This is a genomic window from Streptomyces corchorusii (genome assembly GCF_001514055.1).
GTDB classification, from domain to species: Bacteria; Actinomycetota; Actinomycetes; order Streptomycetales; family Streptomycetaceae; genus Streptomyces; species Streptomyces olivaceoviridis.
Genome location: NZ_KQ948367.1, coordinates 120,054 through 145,271, shown reverse-complemented (window position 1 = coordinate 145,271; position 25,218 = coordinate 120,054). Strand labels below are relative to the sequence as shown.

Genomic DNA, 25,218 nt, shown 5'->3' with positions numbered 1-25,218 from the left:
GGTCGTCCGGCGTGGGCGGTGCCCGCACCCGCAGCGGCCGGAATACGCACCAGCCGTCGGCGGTTGCAGCGGAACATGCCCCATCCCCAGGAGCCGCCCGGCGGCATACACCCGCTGCTTGCCGGGCGTTTCAGCCCCTACCGGTTCGATCCGTCCGCGGTCGTCGACGACCACGCGCTCGGGCTGCTGCTGGAAGCCGCGCGGTGGGCACCGTCAGCGGGCAACTCCCAGCCGTGGGGCTTCTTCGTCGGCAGGCCGGGTGAGCCGGAGCACGACCGGCTGCTCCCTCACCTCGCGCCGAGCTCGGCCCGCTGGGCGACGGACGCGGGCCTGCTCGTCGTCACGCTGACGCGCCGGCACGTCGACGACACGGGGCTGCTGTACTCGGAGTTCGCGGACCACGACCTCGGCCAGGCCGTCGCCCACATGACGGTTCAGGCCCAGGCCATGGGACTGGCCGCGCACCAGTTCCGGGCCTTCGACCTGGAAGGGCTCACCAAGGAGCTGGACCCGAACCCGGGCTGGGCGGTCGTCTCGATGGTCGCGATCGGCAAGGCGGCCGGCGGACCTCCGCAGGGCCGGGAGCGGCGCGGTGTCGCGGACCTGCGCTCCGCGCCCTGGTCATCGGCGGAGTAACCGCCGGGGCGTGGTTCGTTCCAGCCCGCGCCGGTGCCGCGGAAGGGCCATGAGCCGACCGTGATCAGCCGAACAGCTGGGAACCGAGCGGTCGTTGGCGGTCGAAGCCGGGGAGGATCAGGAACGTCGCGCTCGCGGTCGTGGTGGTGAAGGACAGCAGTGCGTCGGAGGTCTCCATGTGCGTGAGGGTGGCGGTGAAGGTCCGCAGGTCGTTCTGGAAACTGATGAAGAGCAGGCCGGGGGCGGGCTGGTCGGTGCTGTAGGAGCGGCGGAGCATGAGGCCGACCCCGACCACGGTGGCGTGCGCCCTGCGCACGTGGGCGTCCGCGGGGACGAGATAGCGCCCGTCCGGTGTCTTGGCCCCGAGTGCCGGGCCCGAGGCCGCGGTGCCGCCGGAGAGGGGGACGCCGCTGGCCCGGCGCCGCCCGAAGACCGCTTCCTGTTCGGCCACGGACAGGGCGGCGAACCGCGGCAGGTCGAGTTCCATGCGCCGCAGTACGGCCAGGGTGCCGCCGGCGACCGAGGGGGGCCCGGCCAGCCACAGGTCGCGTTCCTGTTCGGCGGCCGTGTGCGGACCCACGATGCCGTCGATGAAACCGAGCGGGTTGCGCGGCGCGGTGAGGCCGTCGCCGACGGACACGTTCGCACCGCGGCGTGCGGACTGCCGCCAGCGCTCGCGGACGCGGTCACCGGCGTGGTCCAGGAGCGCGGCGGCGACGACCGGCAGGAGCAGCGCGTCGCTGGCGCAGATCTGGATCAGCAGGTCACCGCCGCGTGCGTGCGGGGCGATCCGCTCGCGGGAGAATCGCGGGAGGTCGGCCGCGCCGGGCAGCGAGGCACCGGCCGTGCGCACCAGCCGGGGGCCCACGCCGACGGTCACGGTGAGGTCGCCCGGCGGTAGGCCCAGCAGCCGCGTGTCGGTCCCCGCTGTGAGTGCGCGGACGGCCTGGCCGAGTTCGGCCAGTAACGGGCCGGGAGCCGCGGTGGGGTCGAGGTCGGCCACCACGGCGAGCAGGTTGGGCTGGGCCGGCTGGGGAAGCGTGATGCCTGCCTGATGGCGGCCCGTCGCCGGAACCGGCATCGGCGTGGCCCCCGCGGCGGGGGCGTGCCGGCCCGGCCGGGCGGAGTCCGATGTGCACCCGGCGGTCAGACCGGCGGCCATCATGGCGCCGGTGACGTCGAGGAACGTGCGGCGTGACGGGTGGTGATCGGCTCGGCGCATGGGGTGCAGAGTGCCACACCCGGATCGTGGGTGCAGGTCAACCTCACGATTCTGGCGTGGAATTGGGCGTCATGCCAGACTGGGATCATGCCTCGATTAGCTCTTCGCGTGTTGGCGGCGGTAGTGGGCACGCTGACACTGGTGGCAGGCTGCGGCGGCGACGGCGACGGCGGATCAAGCAAAGGCCGGCGTCCGGCCGGTGCGCATGTGACGATCCGCGTGCCTGCCGACGCCCCGACGATCTCGGACGCGGTGTCCTTGGCCCGGCCCGGTGACCTGGTGCTGGTCTCGCCGGGCGTGTACCACGAGTCGGTGAAGATCGACACGGAGCGCATCACCCTTCGCGGTCTGTCCCGGGACAAGGTCGTCATCGACGGGCGGCTGCGGCAGCCGAACGGCGTCGTCGTCTCGGCGCCCGGGGTGGCCGTGGAGAACCTGACCGTACGCAACAACACGCAGAACGGGGTCCTGGTCACCGGTTCGGCGAAGGCCGCCGCCGGCCTGCCGGGGGGAAGCGGCGGCTACGACACCGGCGACGAGCCCGTCACCTTCCTGAAGTCGTTCCTGGTCTCCCATGTGACCGCGACCCGCAACGGCCTGTACGGCATCTACGCGTTCTCCGCCCAGAACGGTGTCATCGAGCACTCGTACGCGTCGGGCGGCGCCGACTCGGGGTTCTACGTCGGCCAGTGCAAGCCCTGCAACATCGTGGTGCGGGACAACGTCGCCGAACTCAACGCGGTCGGTTACGAAGGCACCAACGCCAGCGAGCACATGTACGTGGTCGGCAACCGCCTGGTCGGCAACCGGGTCGGAATGACCACCAACTCCGACCACCAGGAGAAACTGCTCCCGCAGAAGGGCTCCGTCATCGCGGGGAACCTGATCGCCGCCAACCAGCAGACGGCCACCCCGGAGCAGGCCGACGGCGGGTGGGGCACCGGCATCGGCATCGACGGCGGCAGCGACAACCGGTTCCTCCGCAACCGCATCGCCGACAACAGCAACGCCGGGCTGGTCATCACCGCGACCGCCGACCTCCCTCCGGTCGGCAACCGGATCGTGGGCAACACGTTCACCGGCAACGGCGTCGACGTCGGCTGGACGTTCCCCACCGCCACGCGGGGGCGGGGCAACTGCCTGCGGGGCAACGATCTGCGCACCACGGTGCCCGCCCGGCTCGCGACGACCGCGGCCTGCCCGTCTCCGGCCGGGTCGTCCTCGCCGGCCGGCAGGTGGGCGGCGCCGACGGCGCCCGGTGGTATCCCGTTCACCGAGGTCGCGGCGCCTGCTCCGCAGCCGCAGTTCCCCGGCGCCGCCACCGCGGGCCCCACCGTCGTCCCGCCCGTCCCGGCCCTGCCGAGGACGGAGGGCATCCGGGTGCCGCCGACGTCCCTGCTCGCCGCGAACGCGCGGGTGCGGACGTCCTGAACGACGGCTACCGGGCCGGGGTGGTTCCGGGTAGCGGCTCGACCGGCACGTATGTGTGGGTGTCGAAATCGATGACGACCGGCTCCGGCTGCGATGCCACGCTGACGCGGACCCGGTACATGGTGCCGTCGGAGCCGATCCAGTAGCGCACGTTGCCCGCCGTACCGGAGCGGTCGGGCGAGGACGGCCCGGTCATGACGTCGACCCGGTGCCCGTCCACCTGCTCCCGCCCCCACCAGGCGGCGCCGTTCTGCGGCAGCAGTTCGGCGTTGTCCGGCCGGTCCCCGCCGAGACCGAGCGCGATGGACAGGGAGGTGTCCAGCGCGCTGCCGGACGCCAGCAGCCCACGCTCGTACCAGCCGGAACGGGGCGGCGACGCGGGTGCGTGCGCCGGGGCGTCCGTCATCGGGCGCACGTGCACCGAGGTGGGCGTCCACTGGATCAGCCCGTCGCTGGACCGGTCGCGCCCGGTGCCGTGCACCACGCCGTACCCCACCTTGTGCCGGTAGTCGACGGACCCGGTGACGGTGAGCCCGCCGGCGGTGCCCGGCACGGTGATGGTCACCGCGCGGCCCCGCGCCTGGTAGTTGCGGAATCGCGTGATCGCCAGCCGACTCGCCTCGTCCGTCGTCAGCGAGCGCGGACCCTCGGCGCCGGAGCCGCTGTCGGCGATCAGGAACGCGGCCACAGCGGCCACGGCGACGGCCACGACACCTATGACGGCCGCGCCCCGGCGCGACCGCGGCCACCGGCGCCGGCCGGACGGACGGCCGGGTGGTGCTTGCCGGGTCCTCGGGCTCCGCACGCGGTTCGACGCTGACACTCTCCGCTTCCTCCTTTCCCTCACCTGCCGTCCGGCCGCCGCGGGCTCGCGGCGGCCGGACGGCAGTCCGGTGGCGGACCACGCCAAGGCCGGCCCTCGCGGACCGGCCGAGACGTGATCCGCCCGTCCGCGCCGTCCGGATCACGGACGGGCGGATCAGCGTGGTGCGGTGCGCTCAGTGTTGCCGGGCGCGACGATGCCGGGCCGCGAACGCGATGACCACGCCCGCACCCACCAGCAGACCGACGAGACCGATCATCTCCGCCACACCGGACGTACCGGTGTTCGCCATCGATCCCCCGCCGCCACCGGCCGGGGCCGGGTGGTTGGCAGGCGGCGCGGGCGACGGCGGCGTGGAGGCCCCGGGCGGCGTCGGAGTCGGTTTCGATGAGGACGTCGGCGTCGGAGTGGGAGTCGGCGTCGGGGTCGGCGCCTTCTTCCAGATGTACACCCCGGCGTCGATCGTGTGGTCGACCCCGCCCGGCTTCTCCGGCGCCGTGACGGGCGCGTAGCCGTTGCACAACGGTCCGCGGGTCGGCGGGGTCACGTTGGAGTCGTGCGCACGGTCGGCACCGGCCCGCGGGAGCGTGAACCTCAGTCGGCTCGCCGGGGGCTGCTCGGGCACCTGGCTGGTGTCCGCGGTGCACACGTCGAACTGCACCGTGTACTTCGCGCCCGGTGTGAGCTCGTACTCGGCGCCGACACCACCGAAGTAGTACTCGCCGGCGGCGTTGGTCTTCGTCGTGGCGACCTGTTTGCCGTCCTTGTCCAGCAGGTTGATCGTCGCCCCCGGCAGCAGCACGTGCCCCGGGTCCTGGATCCCGTTGTGGTCGCCGTCGAACCACACGACGTTGCCGATCTGGATCGGCGCGTTCGCCGCGGCGTACGCGATGTCGCCGAGCCCGCCGGCCTTGCCGAACCCGCCTTGTGCCTGGCTGACGAACTGGAAGCCGTTGGCGGTCGGGTTGTTGCCCGGGCCTTCACCGGTCGTGATGTGGTGGTACCCGGTCCCCGAGGTCGCGACGTTGACGACCGGGTCGAACTCCGTGCTGACGACCCACTGCTGCTGCGGGATGTAGGCCACCGACCCCAGCGCGGTCTCCTGGTGTGCGCCTGCGTAGGAGTCGCCCGGGAAGTACTCGACGACACCGGCGGGCTGGCCGCCGCTGTTGGCGGGGGTGGCGTGGTTGGGGCAGTTCCCGGTGCCTTCCCACTGGTACTCACCGGTGGGAGTGGCGCAGACCATGGTGATGTCACCACCGGACATGCCGTTCTCCGCCGTGTCGTTCCCCGGTCGGGGGTCCAGACCTCCCCAACTGAGCACGTCCATGAACCGGTCGCGGAAGCCCAGGATCATCGACCCGTCGCGGCCGAAGGCGAGGGAGGACAGCTCCGGCTGCGGGTCGATGAAGACGTTGCCCGCCTTCCGGTCGTCCCACGTGGCCAGGCTGGTGTTCCACGGGTTCCAGTGGGTGGCCTTGTCGCCGGATCCGAAGACGCTGCCGCGTTCGTACGTGAGCGGGTGGCTCAGTACGGTGGTGAACCGCTTGCCGTCGTAGGTGGAGACGTAGGCCTTCAGGTCCGCGCGCTGCTGCGTGCTCTCCGCGCTGCACACGCCGCCCACGTACAGCGTGTTGTCGTGGACCTGGAGACCGAACGGCCGCCAGTCGTCGGCGCTCGCGCACCCCGGGTCCGGGATCGGGACCGTCGCCTTGGGCGCCGCGGCGGTGGTCCCTGTGGCGTCGAAGCTCACCAGGCTGCGGGTCCGCAGGTTCACCGCGTACAGCGTGGAGCCGTCCTCCGACAGGGCCAGGCCACCGATGCTCTCCTTGCCCGGTGCGTCGGTGAACCCGGCGTCCTTGATCATGTTGGCGGTGTCGTGCGCCGTCACCGTGGCGTCGGGAACGCGCGCGAACAACTGCGGCGCGCCCGAGCCGTTGACCGGCACCGTGTAGATCGCGCCTCCGCCCTGCGGGCCGTACGGGGCGTACCGGCGGGCGAACGCGCTCTGGAACAGCCGGGTCCGCTGCGTGTCGTACGCCAATCCGAACGTCGTGCCCACCTGGTCCTGCGTGGCCAGCGTGTCCGGGCACGCCACATCGGTGGGACACGTGCCCCGGACCTTCGTCCCGAACGCCACCAGGGCCCGGTTGTCGGTGCTGTTGGCGCCGCTGTGGACCGGCACGAAGTACCGCGAGTCCGGCAGCGCGTAGTCGGCCGGATCCCACACCCCCGTCACCACGGAGGCGTTCTTCCCGTCCGACACGTCCACGAACGACGTGAAGCTGTCGAAGTGGTTCTCGCTCGTCGACGCGGGCGCCGCCCGCAGATGGCCGTTGTACGGCGCCGGGACGCTGACGTCGACGCGGTACCGGCCGCCGCTCAGCACGGCCGACGGCGACACCACGACCTTTCCGGTGGCGTCCGTGACGCCGGTGACGACGTGTCCCTCGGGGTCGGAGATCTTCACCTTCATGCCCCGCTGCGGCACGTCCATCGTCGTGTTGATCACGCCGGTGCCGAAGAAGTCGCGCAGCACCTGAACCGTCAGCGTGCCGTCGGCGGCCGAGGCGGAGGCCGGTCCAGCCGTCGCCCCCACGGCGCCGCCTGCCAGCAGAAGAACGGATAACGCTATGCGCGCCGGCGGCTCCGCGAGCCTCCAGGGTAACCGGCGCGAGTCTCTGCCGATTCGGTTCACGGCATCACACTCCACACTTCTCTCGTCGTGGAAACGAAGGGAACGGCACGGAAGAAAAAAATGGCCCACTGCTGTTGCGTGGACCGCTTCGCGGTGATCATATGAGGAAATTGTGGGTGAGTTGTAAGCGCCGTCGGCCAGGAAGAGCGAACGCGCGTTCACGACCTCGGGCGGAACCGCCCCGCGTTGTGTGTCTTTCCAGCTCAATCACGATGCCTTCGCCCCCACCCCCACCTCGCCGACCGCCGTCGCGTGCAGCGCGCGATATCCTATCCCCGGAGTCTCACCGCCACCACCAGAACCCCGGAACCCCTCGCATCCATCGGAACCCGCGATATTTTCCGAGCGCCCGGAGAATGGCAACCGGAAAAATGTTCGGCGGCCAAGTGATGGCCGAATCCGGTCCATTCGACGATCTCGACGGCGAGGGCGACTTCGGCGCGGTGGGGGGCGGCCCCGGACGGTCATGGCGTGTCGCCGGCCCAGTCGAAGCGGGTCGGGTCGCCGGGGCGCGGGTCGTACATCGCCCGGCCGCCGGCGCCGAACCGCCCCAGCTCGGTGGGCAGCGCGGCGCCCGCGCCGACTTCGTCGTGCGTCCAGCCGGTGATGTCGAGCAGCAGGCCGTCCAGCGGCCCGCCGACCAGTTCGGCGTAGCGCCGGTCCGGCCGCGGGCCGGGATGGTCGTGGTCGGCGCCGTAGACCCGGCGACGTAGCAGCTGCTCCTCGAAACGGTCCATCCCTTCAGCCTCGCATCCGCCACTGACAGCGCGGGCTCGCCGACGTCGACTGCGGTAGTACGGGCCCCGGTTGCCGTCGGTTCTGGTCGGGCCGGTGCGTCCCTGGCCGTCTCCGCGGGTCCACGACGGTTCGGTGAGCGCCGAACCGTTCGGCCCGTAGCGTGCGGAGTCCTGCGCGGGAGACGCCCGCGCCGATGACGCCGGAGGCGCCTCATGACGGAGACGGACCTGAAGCAGCAGCTCGTCGAGCGGTTCCGGGAGGTCAACGGCGACCATCCGATGACCGATGCGGATGACGTGTACGTCAGCACGCAGTTCATCGCCCTGGAGGACCTGTGCGCGGTCCATGGCCGGGAGGCCGATGCGGTCCGCCGGCTGATGCTGGAGCGGCTTCTGCCGCTTCCGGGGTATCTGCGCTCCGACGGTGCCGAGATGGTGCCGGCCGACCTGTTCGCCCTCGCCGACGAGGCCGGCGGCGTGGACCGGCTCGAAGCGTGGTTCACCGCTCACTGGGCCGACCCGGTCACCGGTGAGGCGGAGTGGGACGCGTATCTCAGCGGACAGTACGTGTGCCTGCACTCGGTGACCCCGGCCACCATCCAGCGCAAGGACTACCTGACGACCGCGATCGGTGCCGCGGCGAAGGAACTGGACGCCGGTTCGGCGCGGTGCCCTGACCGGCTGCACGCTCTGGTCGACGAACTCGACGCCCTGGAACCGGCGTTCACCGCCTATGACCGCCTCCGGTTCGGCGGGCCCACGTCCCGGGACACCTGCGTCGACGCCATGCGCGCCCGCTTCCCGCGCCGGTGACCGGGAAGCGATCGGGTCGGGAACCGTCGTGCGGCAGAGACGGACAGCCCTTGCCCCAGGGACGAGAACCTCCCGCTGGACAGACCTCTCATCTCAGCGCCGGCGGTCGGCCGCTGATGTGGCCAGTTCGGCCAGTTGGTCGCCGCCCGGCAGGCCGGCGAGTTCGGCGCGTGCTTGTTCGGCGCGGGAGGATGCCATCCGCGCCGCCTTGGCGAGGGCGCCGGTGCGCGTCAGGACGGCGAGGATGTCCCGGTGCGCGGTGACCGGGTCGGTGCCGCCGCGGAACACGGTGGTCAGGCGGTTCCGGTCGGCCTCGTCAGCGGCTTCGTAGGCGAGCAGGACGGGCAGAGTGGGTTGGAGGTTGGCGACGTCGCTGGTGGCCGTCTTGCCGGTGACCTGGTCCTCGGCGGTGTACGGGAGCAGGTCGTCACGGATCTGGAAGGCCATGCCGAGCTGTTCGCCGTACCGGCGCAGGGCCTGGTGCTGCCGCGGGGCCGCTCCGGCCAGGATCGCCCCGGCCTGGCAGGCGGCGCCGGTCAGCGCGGCGGTCTTGGCTCGCATGATGCTCAGGGCGGTCGGCACTCCGCAGGTGAGGTCGCCGCGGATCTCCGTCTCGCGCATGAGCCCCTGACACATGTGGCGCAGGGCCTCGACGGTAACCCGTGCCGCTCGCACCACGCGCTCGGCGGGGCCGGCGCTGAGCAGGGCCGCTATTCCGGCCATCGACAGTCCGTCGCCTGCCACCAGGGCTTCGGCGAGGCCGTACTGCTCAACCGTGGATGCCCGCCCGCGGCGTACCGGGTCCTGGTCGACGATGTCGTCGTGGACGAGGCTGGCGACGTGCAGACATTCGAGGCCGGCCGCGAACGCCAGCACCTGGTCGGCGGTGCCGCCGACGGCCTTGGCCGACTCCACGCACAGGACGGGGCGCAGGAGCTTGCCCGGCGGGAACAGCGCGTCCAGACAGGCCAACTCCAGCATGCTGTCGCCGGTGCCCACCCAGCGAAGCAGCTCGGCCTCCAGCAACGGAACGTACGTGTCGCCGGTGGGGGTCGCAGCGAGAGACATGGCGCGTCCTTTCACAGGTCAGCGGGGATCACGGCGCGCATGAAGGGGCGGCACACGTGGAGCAGCGTGCCCAGGGGTGGCCGCACCGGCCGGTGGAGGACGTCCTGGCCCGCGGCCAGCACCGCGGCGATGATCAGGGCCATGTACGCACGGAGGGCGCTCACGGGACCGTGGCCGTGGTCCACTTCAGCGGCCCTGTGCAGTTGCTCGGTGACCCGCTCGGCCTCGAACGCGATGAGGTCGGCCACCGCCGGTGTCCAGCGTCTCGCCTTGATGTCCCCGGCGCGCACTCCGAACCGGTCGAAGTCCTCCAACGGCAGGTAGAGGCGCCCGTCATCGAGGTCCTCCGACAGGTCGCGCAGCACATCCGTCAACTGTGCGAAGACGGCGAGTTCGCGTACCAGCGGCTCGTTCGCGGGTTCGGTCACGGCGCCCGTCACCCGGTAGAACGCGATCATCGGGCCACCGGTCATCCGCACGCACCACCGGCGCAGTTCCCCGAAGGTGGCGAAGTCGCGGAAGTCGAGGTCCCGCTGCATCGCGCTGAACATGTCCTCGACCACCGACAGCGGGATGCCGAAGGTGCGGTAGGTGTGGACGGTGGCGTGCAGCACGGGGTCGGGGGAGCCACCGGCGGCGAAGGCCGCCCAGGTGGCCTCGACGAATTCGGTGAAGCGGCGCCGGCGGTCTTCGACCGGGCCGCTGTCCACGAGGAGATCGGCACGGCACCCGTGCGCCAGCAGTGCCGCCGCGTGCGGTCGCGTGGCCGCGGGGGAGCTGCGCAGGCCGTGCCAGCGTGCGGTCCCTCCGTCGACGCCGGCCAACTCCCGTGCGCAGACCGTGTAGCAGTGCCGAAGGACGGGATCAGTGACACCAGCCGCGTCCAGCCACCGCCGTACCAGCATCTGTGAACCCTTTCTGCTCTACCGGCTCCCTTCCGGGGCCGGGGCTTCGCTCTGCGATGAGGGTGCGCATCCCTCGTGGGCCCCTCGTGAGCCCGGTCACCGGGGCGTCGTCACCGGGAGGCCGACGTGGCCCCGGCCGGGCGCGCGGGTTGCCGCTGCCTGAGCGGCCAAGGCAGACGGAAGGGCGGCCGTGTGGTCAGGGCGTTCCTGGTACGGCGGCAGAAGGCGAGCAGGCCCAGGAGCGCGGCGCCGGCGAACCACAGGAGCTGCACCCCCAGATCGCCGGGCAGGGATGTGTGGGTGAAGCCGGCGGCGGTGGCGGCCTGCATGGTGCCGTAGGTGGGCAGGAGTTGCACGGCCGCGCTCTTGGTGCCGCCGCTGGCCAGGGGGCTTTGCAGGCCGACGTCGACGAGGCTGGTCATGACCAGGGCGAACATGCCCTCCACCTCCCGGCGCAGCAGGGAGCCGAAGACGACGCCGAGCGCACCGTAGGTCATGGCTCCGCAGAACAGGGCCGCGGCGAGCTGCACGGGCTGGCGCGGGCTCCAGGTGGCGCAGATCACCGCGGTGGCGTAGGCGGCGATGGTGCCGGAGGCCAGGGTGAGCGAGGTGGTCTTGGCCAGGACGAGATGGATGCGGGGGTAGCCAGCCATGGCCAGGCGGCGGTCGAAGCGGCCCCCGTTGAACGTGACGGCGAACATCATGAACCCGGTGATCAGGGTGACGGCGTTGAGGGCACCGGTGATCTGGGTGATCTGGTTGCCCGCGGGTTCCAGGAGCCGGCCGGTGGCGCGCAGCCTGAAGGCCACCGTCCTGCTGGGGATGACGGCGTGAGCCAGGCTGATCCAGGAGGGGATGAACAGGGCGACCAGGACCGTGGCGAGCCTGTTGCGGGCGTGCTCGATCAGGTCGAAGCGCGCTGCGGTGACGAACAGACGCAGGTGTCGCCTCACGTCGGCACCGCCGTCCCGGGGTGCAGGACACCGTCCTGGAGCCGCCACAACTCGTCCAGGCGATCGGCGTCATAGGCCAGGTGCGAGACGACGAGGACGGAGCGGCCCGCGTCACGCAACCGTGCCGCCAAGTCCCAGAAGCGCTGGTAGGTGTCCCAGTCGAACCCCTGGTAGGGCTCGTCCAGCAGCAGCACCTGCGGGTCGTGCATCAGCGCCAGGGTCAGGTTCAGCTTCTGACGGGTCCCGCCACTGAGCAGACCGGCGCGCTCGTCGGCGTACTCGGTCAACCGCAGCACGTCCATGACCTCCCCGGCGTGCCGCAGATCCGGCAGTCCCCGCGCGACGCGGAAGAACTCCAGATGCTGTCGCACGGTGAGAGCGTCGTTGACCACCGCGTCCTGGGGGCAGTAGCCGAAACGGCCTCCATGACGGAGCGTGCCCCGCTGCGGGCGCAGTTCGCCGGACAGGATCTTCAACAGCGTCGACTTGCCCGCGCCGTTCTCCCCGACGATCCCGGCCAGCACACCAGGCCGCAGCACGAGGTCCACGCCTCGCAGCACCTCACGACGACCGTACGCGTGACGCACACCCCTGACCTCCACCGCACCCCCAAGCCCGCAGACCGTGCGACGCACTGGCTGCCGGCCACTCACCGTCACGGCCAGACTAGGCATCCCATATGCTCAAAAGCGCGGCCAGGAAGGCCAGTTAGCTCGCACGGGTGAAGGCCGCGTCGTAAACGCGGCTCCTGGCAGTGGTCCGGAAACGGTGGGCGACAGCCGGGTCGCCGGACCGCGCCTACGGGGAGTGCCGGGTGTCAGCGGTCCGTCGGCGGGTCCTCCTCGCGTGGTGGGTGCGGGCGGAGGGAGGGAAGCGTCAGTTGCCACCAGTCGGTCAGGCGGTCGGTGACGACGGCCGTGCCTTCGAGCGCCTCGGTGAGGGCGCACAGGCCGAAGAACGCGCGCACCAGGGTCCGGGCCGTGCGGGCGGGGCGGATGTGCGCGTACAGATGGCCGGCGAGCCGGGCCTGCGCGAGCAGTCGGGTGGCGGCGGCGGTCCACAGCGCGAAGGGGTCGGGAAGGGGTGCGTTGATGGTGGCGCGCTCGGCCCACAGTCGGGCGCCGGCACGCGTCACCGGGTCCTCGGCGAGGGCACGGGCGATGTCGTAGCTGAGGGCGACGAGCCGTTCGACCGGGGGGACCGCCTCGTCCGCGTAGCGTGCGGCGAGCTGTGACCAGGTGGCGAACCGGTCCTGGACGACGGCGACGGCGATGCCCTCCTTGCCGGCGTAGTGGAAATAGACGGCGCCGCTGGTCCGGCCCGACCGGGCGCTCATGTCGTTGACGCTGGTGGCCGCGTAACCCTGTTCGGCGAAGAGCTGGGCAGCCGCTTCCAGCAGTGATCTACGGGTTTCCTTCGCCCGTTCCTGCAACGTCCCGTCCGCCCTCGCTCGGTTCTTCGACCGGCACGAATTTAGTGCGCCAGCGTACGCCTGGCGCAGAATAGGTCACACTCGCGCGGTAATTACGCATTTCTTTCGAAAGGGAACGCGGCCGAGTGGTATAGGGCGTCGGTTCATGCAGAGTGCCGTACGGCCGCGCGTGTGTGTCAACTGGTGCGTGGTGACAGTGGTGTTGACGATGCCGATCGCCCACCGCCCGATCTGGCCGCCGCACGGCCATACGCCCGGATCCCGGTGCCGTCGAGTCACTGAAAAGAGTTATTGCCCGATTTGCCGGGACGGAAATAACGTAGCCGTCACTATCTTTCCGATTCCTCTGGATGGTCGGAAATGTCGTACGCCATGCGTGCGGACACCTAGGAGGCCCCCGTGAGCACCACGGCCCGCGATCTTCTCGAATGGTCGCCCGAAGCCGTCGTCTTCGACTGCGACGGCACCCTGATGGACAGCGAACGCCACTGGCAGGAAGCCCGCAACCGGGCCTTCCGGGAGTACGGGCTCCAGCCACCGCCCGGGTTCGCGGAGCAGGCCACGGGCCTGTACTACGAGGACTGCGGCCGGCTGATGGCGCAGTCCGTGCGCAAGCCGGAACTGGCGGAGGGCCTGACGGCCGCGCTCCTCGACCACTTCCTGGAGCTCGTCACCGACGATCCGGTGACGATGCCGGGCGCGACACGGCTCGTCCGGCTGCTGGCCGCCCGGCTGCCGCTGGCGGTGGCCAGCAACTGCCCGAGAGTGGTGGTGGAAGGCAGCCTGCAACGGGCCGGGCTGCTCACGCGCTTCCAGCACATCGTCGTCCCCGACACCGGGGACCGCCTGCGTCCCAAGCCGCACCCGGACCTCTACGCCCAGGCGGCCCGGCTTTGCGGTGTCCGCCCCCACCGGGCGCTGGCCGTAGAGGACTCCCTGACCGGCGTGGAAGCGGCCCGCCGCGCCGGACTGCGGGTCCTGGGCGTCGGCCCCCGGCCGCCGGGCGACGGCGCCACCCGGGCCGACTGGTGGTTACCGTCGCTGGACGCCCCCGAACTGCTGGCCTGGGCCGACTCCTGCGACACCCCCGGGGCGGCGCCGGAACCCTAGGTCCTGTCGTCAAACTCCCGTCGTCCGCCCGGAGGGCGGGCCGCGCGGCGTCAGGTGCGTGCTCTCGGCGTGCCGGGCCCTGACCCTCGTACTGGATGTACTTGGGTCGGGGCCCGGTGCGGCGAGAGTGCGTGCATGGCGTCGCGCGGCAGACGGGAGTTTGACGACAGGGCCTAGTGCCGGCCAGAGGTGGACCCGCGCGTGAGACCGGTGCCCGGAGGAATGTCAGGATAGGGGCATGACGACCAAGGTCTACTTCGATATCACCATCAACGACGAGCCCGCCGGGCGGATCGTCTTCAACCTGTTCGACGACGTGGTTCCCAGGACGGCGGAGAACTTCCGCGCCCTCGCGACCGGCGAGAAGGGCTTCGGTTACGCGGGCTCCTCCTTCCACCGTGTCATCCCCAACTTCATGCTTCAGGGCGGTGACTTCACCCGGGGCGACGGCACCGGCGGCAAGAGCATCTACGGCGAGAAGTTCGCCGACGAGAACTTCACCCTCAAGCACGACCGGCCGGGCCTGCTGTCCATGGCCAACGCCGGCCCGAACACCAATGGCTCGCAGTTCTTCGTCACGACCATCGTGACCGACTGGCTCGACGGCAAGCACGTGGTGTTCGGCGAGGTCGCCGACGCCGAGAGCATGGAACTCGTCAAGAGGATCGAGGCGCTCGGCTCCTCCCCCAGCGGCCGTACCTCCGCGAAGATCACCATCGCCGAGTCCGGCCAGCTCTGACCCTTCCGCCCGGGGCTGCCGAGGGTCGCTCGCGCGACACGTCCTCGGCAGCCCCGGCGGGCCGTCCCCGGGCGCCGGCCGGTACGCCCCGGCGCGATGGTGTCCTCACAGGGACCCGCACAGCCGCCGGGCGTCGAGGAGCGCGGCGTGCACGTTGCGGTGGGCCACCGCGTCACCGATGCGGAACAGCTGGTAGGTCCCGCCCTCATGGGTCACCCGGTCCTGTGGCCGGCCCTCGGCCAGCGCGGTCACGTCGGTCTCGCCGAGGTTGCGGGAGCCCGCCCGCAGCCGGTGGTACAGGTCGTCGGCCGGGATGGTGCCGTGTTCGACGACGACCTGGTCGACCGTCCGCTCGCACACCGCGTCGGTGTAGGCATTGGCCAGCGTGGCCACCAGTGCGCCGCCCTCGCGGCGGACCGCGCGCAGGAGATGGTCCGGGGTCAGCACCGTGCCGTGTGCGTACAGGGCGCGCAGGTAGTCCGGGTAGAGGGTGCCGGTCACATCGGCGCCGACCGTCCGGTCGGGGGTGACGAGCTCCACGTGCGCGCCGGCGGTGGCCAGGTGTTCGGCCGCGGTCAGTGCCTGCTCCCCGCCGTGGTCGTCGAAGATCAGTACCCGGTGGCCGGGCCGGGGCCTGCGGCCGAGTACGTCCCAGGTCGAGTCGACCAGTTCCTCCCCGCTCTGGCCCACGGCGGTGTTCGGGAGGCCGCCGGTGGCCACCACCACGACGTCGGGCCGCAGCGCGAGGACGTCGGCGGGCTCCGCGAGGCAGCCGCGGCGGACGGTCACCCCCAGGTGCTCCACCTCCTTGGCCAGCCAGTGGACGATGCCGGCCTTCTCGGCGTGCCGTGGGGTGCGGGCGGCGAGGATCACCTGCCCGCCGAGCCGGTCGGCGGCTTCCAGCAGCGTGACCTGGTGACCGCGTGCCGCGCAGACGCGGGCGGCCTCCAGTCCCGCCGGACCGCCGCCGACCACGACCACCCGCTTGCCGGCCGGTGCCGGGCCGACCAGTTGCGGGATCACCTCTTCCCGGCCGGTGGCGGGGTTGTGCAGGCAGAAGGTCTCGACGCGGGAGGCGCAGTAGGTGGCGCCGACGCAGGGGCGGATGCGCTCCTCCTGTCCGGCGAGGAGTTTGGCCACGATGTGCGGGTCCGCGATGTGCGCCCGGGTCATGCCGACCATGTCGGCATGACCGCCGTCGATGGCGTGCCGGGCGGTGGGCAGGTCGGCGATCCGGCCGGCGTGGAAGATCGGAATGCCGCCGGCCGCCTCGCGGATCGCCGCCGCCACCGGGAGGTGGGCGCCCAGCGGCCGGCCGAAGACGGGGATGACGTCGGCCAGTTCGCGGTCGGTGTTGCCGGAGCCGTAGACGACGGACAGGAAGTCGAGCTTGCCGGTTCCGGCCATGGCCGTGGCGATGTCGGCGCAGTCGGCGGCGGTGAGGCCGTCGGCCACGCCCTCGTCGCCGGGGACGCGCATGCCGACGACGAAGTCGTCGCCGACCTGTCCGCGGACCTCTTCGAGCACCATGAGGCCGAAGCGCAGCCGGTTGCGCAGGGTTCCGCCGAACTCGTCCGTGCGGTGGTTGGTGCGCGGCGACCAGAACTGGTCGATCAGGTGGCCGGCCATGGCCGCGATCTCGATGCCGTCCAGGCCGCCCTCGCGTGCCCTTCGCGCGGCCGTGCCGTAGGCCTTGACGATCCGGTCGATGTCGAAGTGCTCGATCTGCTTGGGGAAGCTGCGGTGGGCCCGCTCGCGCACCGGGGACGGGCCGAGGGCGGGCAGCCACTGGTCGATGTCCCACTTGGAGCGCCGGCCCAGGTGGGTGAGCTGGATCATGATGGCGGTCCCGTGCCGGTGCACCCGGTCGGCGATGGAGCGGTAGAACGGCAGGATGGCGTCTTCCCCGGCGTTGATCTGGTCGAAGACGTTGGCGGAGTCCGCCGCGACGTTGCTCGAACCGCCGATGATCGTCAGGGCGATGCCGCCCTTGGCCTTCTCCTCGTGGTACAGCTCGTACCGCAGGCCCGGCACGCCGCCGTCGAGGTAGCCGGACGGCGCGTGCCCGGTGCTGTAGATCCGGTTCTTGAGGATCAGGTTGTTGATCCGCAGGGGTTGCAGGACGGGGTCGTTGTCACGCACGGGGCTGGACTCCTTCACCGGATCGAGGGGGAATGGGTGCGGGGTCAGGGCAGGCGTACGGCCTGGCCGGTGTGGGCGCTGGTACGGGCGGCGTCCAGCACGGTGGCGGTCTCCACCGCGTCCCATGGGTCGACGGGCACCGCACCGGTGCCGCGGACCGCCGCGGCGAAGGCGGGGTAGAACAGGTCCCACGCGCCGCGCGCGGACGGCACGGGCTCGGCGTGCGCTCCGCGCAGCACCTGTCCCCAGTGGTCTTCGGGCTCGGTCCCCCAGCGGTCGCCCTCCGACGCCGGGCGGGCGCCCGCGACCAGCAGCGCCTCCTGCCCGTCCGTCCGGTCGACGACGTAGGTGCCCGAGGTGCCGGTGGCCCGGAAGCGCGGGCCCGGGGCACCCTGGCGCCAGCTTCCCCACAGGTGTGACTGCACGCCGTTGTGGTGCGTCAGCGTGAGGAAGACGTCGTCGTCGAGGCCGCCTTCGTCGTCGCGGTGGTGCGTCTGCGCGTACACCCGCTGGACGGGCCCGGACAGCACGAGGGCCTGGTCGACCAGATGACTGCCGAAGTCGAGCAGGGTGCCGCCGCCCGCGGCGGGCGGGCCCGGCTCGGGCGCGAAGCGTTCGAACCGTGACTCGAACCGGATCAGCGTGCCCAGCCTCCCGTCGTCGACCAGCTGCCGCAGCGTGCGGAAGTCCGAGTCCCAGCGCCGGTTCTGATAGACCGTCAGCGGGACACCGAGCCGCTCCGCCAGCCGTACGGTCTCCCGCGCCGACTCCGCGTCGAGCGCGAACGGCTTGTCGCAGACCACCGCCAGGCCCAGCTCCAGGGCCTGCCGCACCAATGCCACGTGGGTGGCCGCCGGCGTGGAGATCGCGACCGCCTCGGCGCCGGCCCGGGCCAGCTCGTCGAGCGAGGCGTACGTCGGCCGGTCCAGGTCGCGGGCGACCTGGGCGCGGCGCTCGGGCGAAGTGGTGACCACCCCGAGGAGCGCGCAGTCCCGCGCGGAGGCGATCAGCGGCGCGTGGAAGTACCGGCCGCCGAAGCCGTAACCGACCAGACCGATGCGTACGGGCGTGGTCATGTGTCGTCCTTCCTGTGGTGGGGCGGTGGTCAGCGGAAGCGGCCGGGCCTGAACGCGGCCAGCAGCGGGCTGCGCTCTCCGGTGGTGATCTCGTCGGCGAGCAGTTCGCCGGCGATGAGGGCGAGGGTCGCGCCGCTGTGCGTGAACGCGACGAACAGGCCCGGGACCTCGTCGAGTTCGCCGAGGACCGGCTCACCGTCGCCGGGGATCGGCTTGCGGCCCACGCCGTAGGAGTCCAGCTCCAGCCGCGGACCGCCGGCCAGCACCGCCGTCGCCTCGCGCAGCAACTGCTCGACGGTGGAGTCCTTGACCTCGTAGCTGCCGTCCCCGTGGTCGACCACCTCGGCCGCCGAGGCGTCGGAGTCCATCACCAGCGCCCCGCCCGGTGCGGGCCGCAGCGCCACCCGCGGGGTGTTCAGCGTGGCGCGCAGGGCCGTGTCGACCGGCTTGGTGCGCACCAGCAGCGCCTGCGGCGTCGCGTCCGGGATCCGGACCCCGTAGGGGCGCACCATGCGCGGTACGTCGGCGCCCGTCGCCAGCAGGACCGCGTCGACGTCGATCCGCTCCCCCGTGCCCGTGCGCACCGCGACCGCCCGGCCGCCTTCGACCACCACGTCGGCGGCACCGCCCCCGGCGCGGATCACACCGCCGGCCTCGGTGAACGCACCGGCGAGGTGCCGGACGAGCGCGACCAGGTCCACCCAGCCCTCACCGGGGTTGAAGATGGCGCCCTCCTCGGGGACCGCGGCCGGGTTCACGCCGGGCGCCCACCGCGGGACCTCCTCCCGGGCCAGCCACTCGGCGTCGTAGCCGTTGCCCCGCATGTGCTCGAACGCCGCGCGGTGCGAATCCTCGCCCGGCGCCGCCCAGGTCAATCCGCCGTCGAACCTCAGGAAGTCGGAGGACGGGACGCGGGTGGCGAAGGTGCGGTAGCGGTCGATGCCCAGGACCCGCAGACGGTGGTACGCCTCGGAGCGCATGCCGCCGAAGGAGTTGAGCCAGGACAACGAGCGGCCCGAGGCCCCGTCGGCCAGTTCGGACTCGGTGACCAGGACGACCTGTGCTCCGCGGAGGGCGAGCCGCGTCGCGGTCGCCACCCCGATGACACCGCCGCCCAGGACGGCGACGCGGGGGCGGGAAAGGGAAGTACGCATGGAGAAACCTCTCGGTGTTCCGGACAAGGACATGGACGAGGCGCCCGGGGGCGCGACGCTTGCTTCGTGGGTCGGGTGCGGTGCCCCGGAGGTGTTCCGACCGACGACGCGGGTGCGGTGGATCGGCCGGGGGTCACGGTACGGGGATCGGCCGGGGGCGGAATGCGGTGGATCAGCCGGGGTCAGGGTGCGGTGCATCAGCCGGGGTCAGGGAGCGGTGGATCAGCCGAAAGCCGCAGTACGGGGATCGGCCGGGGTCGGAGTGGCTCAGCCGGAATGCTCGCGCACGCCGTGGCTGTGCTCGGCGGTGCTGGAGCGGACGACCAGTTCGGTCGGCAGCACGATCCGCTCGGCCGGGCGGTCGTCGCCCTTGATCCGCTCGAAGAGGCGCACCGCGGCGGCGCGGCCCATGTCCAGCGGTGACTGGGCCACCACGGTGAGCGGCGGATCGACGAGCGTGGTCCAGTCCAGGTCGTCGAAGCCGACCAGGGAGACGTCCGCGGGGATCGCCAGTCCACGCCGGCGTGCCGCCATGAACAGGCCCTGCGTGGTGACGTTGTCGGTGGCGAAGACGGCCGTGGGCGGCTGCGGCTGCGTCAGCAGGGCCTCCGCCCTCCGCTGGGCCTGTGCCGCGTCGCTGAGCGGCGTGTACTGGATCAGCTCGGCCGAGGAGGTCGCCCGGTGGTCGTCCACGGCCGCCAGGTAGCCCCGGATACGGTCGATGGACGGGCGGGCGGCGCCCCGGACCGTCAGCCGTCCGGTGCCGGTCCGCGCCGCCAGTTCCGGGCCCTCCGCGGGGTCGACGCACGCGAGCAGACCGACCCTGCGGTGGCCGAGGCCGAGCAGGTGCGCGACCGCCTCGTACGCCGCCGCCTCGTTGTCGATCACCACGCTGTCCGCTGCGAGCGCACCGATGTGCCGGTCGAGCAGGACGATCGGCACGCCCAGTTCCATCGCCCGCTCCAGGTGGGCGACGTCGGTGACCGAGGTCGGCGCCACGACGATGCCCTCGACCTGCTTGTCCAGCAGGACGCTGACCGCGGCGCGCTCCACCTCCAGCCGGTCGTCGCTGTTGGCGAGGATGGGCTCGTAGCCCTGTTCGCGGGCCACGTCGCAGATGCCGCGCATCGCGGTGGCGAAGTAGGGGTTGGAGATGTCGGCGCCGACGAAGCCGATGCTGCGCGTGCCGCCGGAGCGCATGCTGCGCGCCACGGCGTTGGGTGAGTACCCGAGCCGTTCCGCGGCCGCCTGCACCTGCTCGCGCAGGTCGTCCCTGACCCGGCCGTAGTTGCCCAGCGCCCGGCCGGCCGTGGCCACCGAGACACCCGCCTCGCGGGCCACGTCGGCCACCGTCGGACGCCTGCGCCCCGGCGCGGCTCCCGTGCCGGCCGACATCACAGCACCTGCGACAGGAAGGTCTTCAGCCGCGGCGAGGAGGGCGCGTCGAAGATCTGCTCGGGCGGCCCGGACTCCACCACGACTCCCGCGTCCATGAACACCACCGTATCGGCGACCTTCCGGGCGAACCCCATCTCATGGGTCACCACGACCATGGTCATGCCGCCCCGGGCCAAGTCTGCCATCAATTGGAGGATGCCCTTGACCAGTTCGGGGTCGAGCGCGCTGGTGACCTCGTCGAAGAGCATCACCTGCGGCTCCATGGCCAGGGCCCGCGCGATGGCGACCCGCTGCTGCTGACCGCCGGACAGCTGGGTCGGACGGTGTCCCGCGCGGTCGGCCAGGCCCACGTCCCGCAACCGCTGCCGGGCGATGGCCTCCGCCTGTTCCTGCGGCATCTTCTTCACGTGCCGCAGCGCGAGCATGATGTTCTGCGCCGCGGTCTTGTGCGGGAACAGGTTGAAGTGCTGGAAGACCATGCCGACCCGCTGGCGCAGCACGTTGATGTCCATCGTCGAGGTGTCCTCGCCGCCCAGCAGGATCCGGCCCGCCGAGCGGGTCTCCAGCCCGTTCAGACAGCGCAGCAGCGTCGACTTGCCCGAACCCGACGGGCCGATGACGCACACCACCTCGCCGGCCGGGGCGAGGAGGTCCGCGCCGCGCAGGACCTCGACCGGCCCGAACCTCATCCGCACGTCGCGGGCTTCGAGCGACGTCCCCTCGTAGCGGTGCGAGGGGGAGGGGACCACCACATCCGGCGTCGTCATACCAGCGCCTCTTTCGGGTCGACGAGGGACGGCTCGTCGGTTGCCGGGGCCGGACGGGAGCCTTCGCGCAGCCGCCGGTCGATGGAGTTGACCAAGTGGGTCAGCGGGACGGTCAGCAGCAGGTAGCACAGTCCCGTGGCCAGCAGCGGGGAGAGGTTGCCCGTCGTCATCGCGTCGTCCTGACCGATGCGGAACAGCTCCCGCTGGCTGGTGACCAGGCCCAGGAAGTACACCAGGCTGGAGTCCTTGATGATGGCGATGAACTGGTTGACCATGGCCGGCAGGACCCTGCGCACGCCCTGCGGGACCACCACCAGGCGCAGCGCCTGGCCGTGGGTGAGCCCGAGGGCCCGGCACGCCTCCCCCTGGCCCTTGTCCACGCTCTGGATGCCCGAGCGGAAGATCTCGCCGATGTACGCACCCGACATCAGGCTCATCGCCAGGATGGCCACCGGGTACGGCGAGGTCAGCCAGCTGACCTGCGCGGAGAACACCCCTTCGCCGACGATGAGGATGGTCAGGGCCGCGGGCAGGCCCCGGAAGAGGTCGGTGTAGACCCGGGCGGGCAGACGCAGCCACCAGCGGTGCGACAGGCCCATGACCGCCAGGACCATGCCGACGACGCTGCCCAGCAGCGCGGAGGTCACCGCGAGGACCAGGGTGTTGCGCAGCCCGTAGGTGAGCAGGTCCGGCAGCACCTGGCCGATCAATTGCCAGTCGAAGAAGTTGTGCAGGAACGCGTTCATGGCTACCCCTTGGGGGTGTAGGGGGGCAGCTGGCTGCCGGTGGGCACCGGGTCCTGCGGGAAGTACTTCTTGTACAGCTTCAGCCAGGTGCCGTCGTCGACCAACTGCTTGAGCGCGCCGTCGAGTTCGCCGGTCAGCTCGGTGTTGCCCTTGCGTACCGCCCAGCCGGCGGGGAAGTCGGTGGCCGGGAGGGTGATGGGCTGCTTCAGGTGCAGGTCCGGGTACTTCTTGACGATGCCGAGGTTGGGCCCGAAGTCGTTGAAGAACCCGGCGACCCGGTTGTTCTTCAGCGCCAGGTCGGCGGAGTTGTCGTCGGGGAACCGGACGATGTCCGCGCCCGGCAGGAACGTGCCGGCGTTGGCGTCCTCGATGGACCCCTGCAACACGGCGATCCGCTTGCCCTTCACGCTCGCGACGGAGGAGGTGATCCCGCTGTCCGGCTTGGTCAGGACGCCGAAGTAGCCGGCGAGATAGCCGTCGGAGAAGTCGACCATCTTCTTGCGCGGCTCGGTGATGCCGATCGCGGCGGCGGCCACGTCGAACTGCCGGTTGCTGACCGCCGGCAGCAGCGCCGAGAAGTCCAGGGACACGATCTGCGGCTCCAGCTTGAGCTTGCGCGCGGCTGCCGAGATGAGATCGACCTCGAAGCCGGTCAGCTTGCCGTTCTCCTCGTAGGCGTAGGGCTTCATGTTGTTCGAGGTACCGATCTTCAGTACGCCCGCTCGGCCGACCCCTTGCGCCTGCCCGGCGGAGCCCGCCCCAGCGGACGTCCCCCCGGAACCGCAACCGGTCACCGCGAGCAGCAGCACGGCCACCGCGGCAACCCCTCTCTTCGCTGGACGGGCCTTCCCCATAACTCCTCCATGCATGCCGGGACACTCGCGCGTGTGCTTGAGGTCCGGATCCGACTGACCGACCCGGACGAGAGGACAGGTGGGGCAGCTGCCGACGAAGCCGAAGCGATGACACGTGCAGCACGCCCCTCCACTGCGAGAGAACGTTCTCTCGCTGCGGAGTGAGAGAACGTTCTCACCGGCCGTCGTGAGCGTCAATACCTTCGACCGGAAACCCGGGAACCGGGGGGCGCCGCCAGAGCCGCACGCGACCGGTGCCGCGCTCACCGACGGGCGGCTCGCGCGACCACCGCGGGCGGCAGGAAACGGTTCCGTCACCGCGGGCCAGTGCCTCGTCGAGATGTGAGCGGTCCCCGATCACCTCGTAGGCGGAGCCTCCTGTGCCATGCCCCCCTCTCATCACCGGTTGGCTCCTGGCCTGGACCTCGGCGTCGACGTCGCGGTCAAGGAGCTCTACCTCCCACCGGCACCTCCTGCACGACCTGGTCTTCGACGACGGCAAACCCTGGATGCTCATGCGCCTGGTCACCGGGCACTCGCTCCTCGAACCCCTGGACAGGCGCGGCCCGTTGTCGGTGGCGGAGGCGACGCGCGCGGCCCGTCATCCGCTGTCGGCGCTCCAGGCCGCGCACCGGGAAGAGAGCATCGTCCGCGACGTGAAGCCCGCCAACGTGTCCGGTCAGCGGCCAGTTCTCCCTGGGTGCCACCCTCTACCAGGCTGCCGAGGCGTCTCGCCGTTCCGCCGGGACAGCCGGACCGCGACGCTCACGGCATCCTGAAAGAGCGGGGCGAGACGAAGGAGCGGGGACCTGAGGCACGTCGGAGAGGACGTCCCGCATCGACGCCACCCTCGCCGCCCGGGAACGCGCGGCCCTGAAGGGCGTCGGCCTGGCCGCGGTGAAGGGCACCGGCAAGGGCGGGCGGATCGCCGTGCGGGACGTCTACGCCGCCGAGCGGACCATGTCGGGCCACCAGGCGCCGGCCTGGCTGTTCGTCGCCGTACTCGCCGTACTCGCCGTACTCGCCCTCGTCTTCGGCCTCAAGATCATCGGCGTCGCCGAGAAGGAGGACACGTCGAACACGGGCTCCCAGCCGGCCTCCACGTACACTCCCCGCGCCCCACCTGCCGCGGAATCCCACGACGTCTCGGACCCGGCCACCGAGGAGGCGGAGCCGGATCCCACCCCGGCCCGGCCTGCCGGGTGGCGACCGGCACGCTCCGGAGACGCATCGACCTGATCCCCGACCCGGTCGCCAGCGACACCGTCGACCCGGCCGTCGACGCCCACCAGGACCTGGCATCCGGCCCGGACCGCGCCGCGTCCGACGCGGACGACCCGGACGTACGCTCGGCCGTCAGCGCCCTCGCCGCCGACGCCAGGACGATGGGCGCGAGCCTCAGGGACCCGGGCGACTCCGGTTTCCACGCGGCGCGGGACGAGACGTCCTCGGACCTGGAGGACCCGAGCAGCGCCTGCGAGGGCTCGTCGAAGTCCTGAGGAAGTCCTGAGCACGGGGAGCGCCGCCGAGGGGTGACCATGGGCCCCGCCCCTGCGCACGACGGGCGCCGGGCGCGGTCAGGGCGACCCGTGGATCACTCGTCCGACGCTCCGCCGCCAGGTGATCTCGCCGTCGTGCCATGCGTCGGTGGGGCTGAGGCCGGCGGCAGCGGCGACGGCGGCGGATGCCCGGTGTTTGGGGTGGATGTGGGCGATGACGGTGTGCACCGGCTGCGAGCCGAGCCAGTCGACGAGTTCCCGGGCCGCTTCGGTGGCGATGCCCCGCCCCTGCCACGGGGTCCCCACCACCCAGGCGATCTCGGCGACGGGGCCCTGGCCGGAGGGGCTGACCGTGGCCTGGACGGTGCCCGTCAGACAGGATTCCGCACGGAGCCGGATCACCCAGTTCAGCCAGGACACGGTGGGGTCGGGAGAGCCCGCGGCGAGGCGCTGGTAGCGCGAGCGCAGGGCCCCCGGGGTGTCCGGAGTGCCGCCGATGAAGGTGTGCAGGGCCGGGTCGGACAGCACCGCGGCCATCTCCTCGGCGTGCTCGACGCGCAGGGGCAGCAGGTCCAGCCGTCCGGTGCCGAGGGCGCGGGCCGCGAGGGCGCTCACGCCGCGACCGCCTCGGGGTGTCCGACGAGCCGTCCGTGTCGGAAGCGGGCTCCGGCACGGACGGGTGCGACGCGGTGCGGCGCGTGCGCGATCTGCCGGCTCCGGTGACGGCCGCGGCCCGCCAGACGCCGCCCCTGGTCGTCGCGCTCATCGGCCGACTCGGCTCCACGAGTGGTGACTTCGGCCTCCAGCACGGCCCGCGTCCGCCGTGGGCCGTCCCGAACAGTCCCGGCCAGCGGCGAACCGCCGCGCGGCGCCGTACCGTCCTCGTCGACCAGCGTACGCATCGGCGTGCCTTCCCGACCGACGCGGCGACGTCGGCCTTGTTCGATGACCTGTCGATCGGTCCGTCGGAAAGGTACACCTCGAAGGGGCCGGGGCCGGACGGCCTGATGTGACC

25 protein-coding genes are annotated in these 25,218 nt (G+C 71.8%); 8 read left to right on the top strand and 17 right to left on the bottom strand.

The window, feature by feature from the left end; all coding sequences use genetic code 11:
* Nucleotides 1–75: 75 nt before the first annotated feature.
* Nucleotides 76–636, top strand: a complete 561-nt coding sequence (locus AQJ11_RS35290) for a nitroreductase family protein (protein ID WP_059265961.1) — start codon at nucleotides 76–78, stop codon at nucleotides 634–636.
* A 64-nt stretch (nucleotides 637–700) separates the two neighbouring features.
* Here the strand turns inward: AQJ11_RS35290 and AQJ11_RS35285 are convergent, their stop codons facing one another.
* Nucleotides 701–1,858, bottom strand: coding sequence for a Dyp-type peroxidase (locus AQJ11_RS35285; RefSeq protein WP_014669520.1), 1,158 nt, complete (start codon nucleotides 1,856–1,858; stop codon nucleotides 701–703).
* Nucleotides 1,859–2,077: 219 nt separating this feature from the next.
* On the opposite strand from AQJ11_RS35285, the gene AQJ11_RS35280 reads away from it, so the two are divergent.
* Nucleotides 2,078–3,289, top strand: coding sequence for a right-handed parallel beta-helix repeat-containing protein (locus AQJ11_RS35280; protein WP_059266010.1), 1,212 nt, complete (start codon nucleotides 2,078–2,080; stop codon nucleotides 3,287–3,289).
* Between the two features lie 7 nt (nucleotides 3,290–3,296).
* Here the strand turns inward: AQJ11_RS35280 and AQJ11_RS35275 are convergent, their stop codons facing one another.
* From AQJ11_RS35275 to AQJ11_RS35265, 3 genes are all read right to left on the bottom strand, one after another.
* Nucleotides 3,297–3,977 carry a hypothetical protein gene (locus AQJ11_RS35275; protein ID WP_059266009.1) on the bottom strand — a complete coding sequence of 227 codons (681 nt, stop codon included), beginning with the start codon at nucleotides 3,975–3,977 and terminating at the stop codon, nucleotides 3,297–3,299.
* A 310-nt stretch (nucleotides 3,978–4,287) separates the two neighbouring features.
* Complete coding sequence (locus tag AQJ11_RS35270) at nucleotides 4,288–6,711, bottom strand: SdrD B-like domain-containing protein (RefSeq protein ID WP_059265960.1); 2,424 nt, start codon at nucleotides 6,709–6,711, stop codon at nucleotides 4,288–4,290.
* A gap of 563 nt (nucleotides 6,712–7,274) precedes the next feature.
* Entirely contained in the window at nucleotides 7,275–7,547 is a 273-nt protein-coding gene (locus AQJ11_RS35265) for a hypothetical protein (RefSeq protein ID WP_014669516.1), read from the bottom strand.
* A 213-nt stretch (nucleotides 7,548–7,760) separates the two neighbouring features.
* On the opposite strand from AQJ11_RS35265, the gene AQJ11_RS35260 reads away from it, so the two are divergent.
* On the top strand, nucleotides 7,761–8,360 hold the full coding sequence (locus AQJ11_RS35260) for a DUF6058 family natural product biosynthesis protein (RefSeq protein ID WP_059265959.1): 600 nt from the start codon (nucleotides 7,761–7,763) through the stop codon (nucleotides 8,358–8,360).
* A gap of 93 nt (nucleotides 8,361–8,453) precedes the next feature.
* Here AQJ11_RS35260 and AQJ11_RS35255 read toward each other — a convergent pair whose 3' ends face one another.
* From AQJ11_RS35255 to AQJ11_RS35235, 5 genes are all read right to left on the bottom strand, one after another.
* Nucleotides 8,454–9,428, bottom strand: a complete 975-nt coding sequence (locus AQJ11_RS35255; protein ID WP_059265958.1) for a polyprenyl synthetase family protein — start codon at nucleotides 9,426–9,428, stop codon at nucleotides 8,454–8,456.
* A gap of 11 nt (nucleotides 9,429–9,439) precedes the next feature.
* The gene (locus tag AQJ11_RS35250; RefSeq protein WP_059265957.1) at nucleotides 9,440–10,333 is read right to left on the bottom strand and encodes a phytoene/squalene synthase family protein; all 894 of its coding nucleotides are present in this window, start codon (nucleotides 10,331–10,333) and stop codon (nucleotides 9,440–9,442) included.
* A 110-nt stretch (nucleotides 10,334–10,443) separates the two neighbouring features.
* The gene (locus AQJ11_RS35245) at nucleotides 10,444–11,286 is read right to left on the bottom strand and encodes an ABC transporter permease (protein ID WP_059265956.1); all 843 of its coding nucleotides are present in this window, start codon (nucleotides 11,284–11,286) and stop codon (nucleotides 10,444–10,446) included.
* Nucleotides 11,283–11,888 carry an ABC transporter ATP-binding protein gene (locus AQJ11_RS35240; RefSeq protein WP_208616695.1) on the bottom strand — a complete coding sequence of 202 codons (606 nt, stop codon included), beginning with the start codon at nucleotides 11,886–11,888 and terminating at the stop codon, nucleotides 11,283–11,285. The genes AQJ11_RS35245 and AQJ11_RS35240 overlap by 4 nt, the downstream gene beginning before the upstream one ends.
* A gap of 215 nt (nucleotides 11,889–12,103) precedes the next feature.
* Nucleotides 12,104–12,718 carry a ScbR family autoregulator-binding transcription factor gene (locus tag AQJ11_RS35235; protein WP_058085004.1) on the bottom strand — a complete coding sequence of 205 codons (615 nt, stop codon included), beginning with the start codon at nucleotides 12,716–12,718 and terminating at the stop codon, nucleotides 12,104–12,106.
* 399 nt (nucleotides 12,719–13,117) lie between these two features.
* On the opposite strand from AQJ11_RS35235, the gene AQJ11_RS35230 reads away from it, so the two are divergent.
* Nucleotides 13,118–13,828: an HAD family hydrolase gene (locus AQJ11_RS35230; protein WP_059265954.1), complete on the top strand. Its 711-nt coding sequence runs from the start codon at nucleotides 13,118–13,120 to the stop codon at nucleotides 13,826–13,828.
* A 238-nt stretch (nucleotides 13,829–14,066) separates the two neighbouring features.
* Nucleotides 14,067–14,567: a peptidylprolyl isomerase gene (locus AQJ11_RS35225; protein ID WP_014669508.1), complete on the top strand. Its 501-nt coding sequence runs from the start codon at nucleotides 14,067–14,069 to the stop codon at nucleotides 14,565–14,567.
* Between the two features lie 105 nt (nucleotides 14,568–14,672).
* Here AQJ11_RS35225 and AQJ11_RS35220 read toward each other — a convergent pair whose 3' ends face one another.
* From AQJ11_RS35220 to AQJ11_RS35190, 7 genes are all read right to left on the bottom strand, one after another.
* Nucleotides 14,673–16,709: an oxidoreductase gene (locus AQJ11_RS35220; RefSeq protein WP_059265953.1), complete on the bottom strand. Its 2,037-nt coding sequence runs from the start codon at nucleotides 16,707–16,709 to the stop codon at nucleotides 14,673–14,675.
* 44 nt (nucleotides 16,710–16,753) lie between these two features.
* Nucleotides 16,754–17,785, bottom strand: a complete 1,032-nt coding sequence (locus AQJ11_RS35215) for a Gfo/Idh/MocA family protein (protein ID WP_059265952.1) — start codon at nucleotides 17,783–17,785, stop codon at nucleotides 16,754–16,756.
* Between the two features lie 29 nt (nucleotides 17,786–17,814).
* Entirely contained in the window at nucleotides 17,815–18,939 is a 1,125-nt protein-coding gene (locus AQJ11_RS35210; RefSeq protein WP_059265951.1) for an NAD(P)/FAD-dependent oxidoreductase, read from the bottom strand.
* A gap of 267 nt (nucleotides 18,940–19,206) precedes the next feature.
* Nucleotides 19,207–20,334, bottom strand: coding sequence for a LacI family DNA-binding transcriptional regulator (locus AQJ11_RS35205; RefSeq protein WP_244218511.1), 1,128 nt, complete (start codon nucleotides 20,332–20,334; stop codon nucleotides 19,207–19,209).
* Complete coding sequence (locus AQJ11_RS35200; RefSeq protein ID WP_014669503.1) at nucleotides 20,334–21,104, bottom strand: amino acid ABC transporter ATP-binding protein; 771 nt, start codon at nucleotides 21,102–21,104, stop codon at nucleotides 20,334–20,336. The genes AQJ11_RS35205 and AQJ11_RS35200 overlap by 1 nt, the downstream gene beginning before the upstream one ends.
* Entirely contained in the window at nucleotides 21,101–21,850 is a 750-nt protein-coding gene (locus AQJ11_RS35195) for an amino acid ABC transporter permease (RefSeq protein WP_059265950.1), read from the bottom strand. The genes AQJ11_RS35200 and AQJ11_RS35195 overlap by 4 nt, the downstream gene beginning before the upstream one ends.
* Nucleotides 21,851–21,852: 2 nt before the next feature.
* Complete coding sequence (locus tag AQJ11_RS35190; RefSeq protein WP_279616968.1) at nucleotides 21,853–22,704, bottom strand: ABC transporter substrate-binding protein; 852 nt, start codon at nucleotides 22,702–22,704, stop codon at nucleotides 21,853–21,855.
* An 837-nt stretch (nucleotides 22,705–23,541) separates the two neighbouring features.
* Here AQJ11_RS35190 and AQJ11_RS35180 point away from each other — a divergent pair.
* Both AQJ11_RS35180 and AQJ11_RS35175 read left to right on the top strand, forming a co-directional pair.
* Nucleotides 23,542–23,943 (top strand): E3 binding domain-containing protein, encoded by a 402-nt coding sequence (locus AQJ11_RS35180; RefSeq protein WP_107120921.1) that lies wholly within the window; start codon nucleotides 23,542–23,544, stop codon nucleotides 23,941–23,943.
* Nucleotides 23,907–24,203 carry a hypothetical protein gene (locus tag AQJ11_RS35175; RefSeq protein WP_014669499.1) on the top strand — a complete coding sequence of 99 codons (297 nt, stop codon included), beginning with the start codon at nucleotides 23,907–23,909 and terminating at the stop codon, nucleotides 24,201–24,203. Before AQJ11_RS35180 ends, AQJ11_RS35175 begins: the two co-directional genes overlap by 37 nt.
* A gap of 78 nt (nucleotides 24,204–24,281) precedes the next feature.
* On the opposite strand, the gene AQJ11_RS35170 is transcribed toward AQJ11_RS35175, so the two are convergent.
* Nucleotides 24,282–24,818, bottom strand: coding sequence for a GNAT family N-acetyltransferase (locus tag AQJ11_RS35170; protein WP_059265948.1), 537 nt, complete (start codon nucleotides 24,816–24,818; stop codon nucleotides 24,282–24,284).
* Nucleotides 24,819–24,835: 17 nt separating this feature from the next.
* Here AQJ11_RS35170 and AQJ11_RS35165 point away from each other — a divergent pair, with 17 nt between their 5' ends.
* Nucleotides 24,836–25,216: a hypothetical protein gene (locus AQJ11_RS35165; RefSeq protein ID WP_059265947.1), complete on the top strand. Its 381-nt coding sequence runs from the start codon at nucleotides 24,836–24,838 to the stop codon at nucleotides 25,214–25,216.
* Nucleotides 25,217–25,218 lie beyond the last annotated feature (2 nt).

Excerpts from the sequence above, each read along its gene's own strand:
- AQJ11_RS35290 (WP_059265961.1), top strand. The coding sequence starts at position 76 with ATGCCCCATCCCCAGGAGCCGCCCGGCGGCATACACCCGCTGCTTGCC.
- AQJ11_RS35285 (WP_014669520.1), bottom strand. The coding sequence starts at position 1,858 with ATGCGCCGAGCCGATCACCACCCGTCACGCCGCACGTTCCTCGACGTC.
- AQJ11_RS35265 (WP_014669516.1), bottom strand. The coding sequence starts at position 7,547 with ATGGACCGTTTCGAGGAGCAGCTGCTACGTCGCCGGGTCTACGGCGCC.
- AQJ11_RS35260 (WP_059265959.1), top strand. The coding sequence starts at position 7,761 with ATGACGGAGACGGACCTGAAGCAGCAGCTCGTCGAGCGGTTCCGGGAG.
- AQJ11_RS35255 (WP_059265958.1), bottom strand. The coding sequence starts at position 9,428 with ATGTCTCTCGCTGCGACCCCCACCGGCGACACGTACGTTCCGTTGCTG.
- AQJ11_RS35250 (WP_059265957.1), bottom strand. The coding sequence starts at position 10,333 with ATGCTGGTACGGCGGTGGCTGGACGCGGCTGGTGTCACTGATCCCGTC.
- AQJ11_RS35225 (WP_014669508.1), top strand. The coding sequence starts at position 14,067 with ATGACGACCAAGGTCTACTTCGATATCACCATCAACGACGAGCCCGCC.
- AQJ11_RS35215 (WP_059265952.1), bottom strand. The coding sequence starts at position 17,785 with ATGACCACGCCCGTACGCATCGGTCTGGTCGGTTACGGCTTCGGCGGC.
- AQJ11_RS35210 (WP_059265951.1), bottom strand. The coding sequence starts at position 18,939 with ATGCGTACTTCCCTTTCCCGCCCCCGCGTCGCCGTCCTGGGCGGCGGT.
- AQJ11_RS35205 (WP_244218511.1), bottom strand. The coding sequence starts at position 20,334 with ATGTCGGCCGGCACGGGAGCCGCGCCGGGGCGCAGGCGTCCGACGGTG.
- AQJ11_RS35200 (WP_014669503.1), bottom strand. The coding sequence starts at position 21,104 with ATGACGACGCCGGATGTGGTGGTCCCCTCCCCCTCGCACCGCTACGAG.
- AQJ11_RS35195 (WP_059265950.1), bottom strand. The coding sequence starts at position 21,850 with ATGAACGCGTTCCTGCACAACTTCTTCGACTGGCAATTGATCGGCCAG.
- AQJ11_RS35190 (WP_279616968.1), bottom strand. The coding sequence starts at position 22,704 with ATGGGGAAGGCCCGTCCAGCGAAGAGAGGGGTTGCCGCGGTGGCCGTG.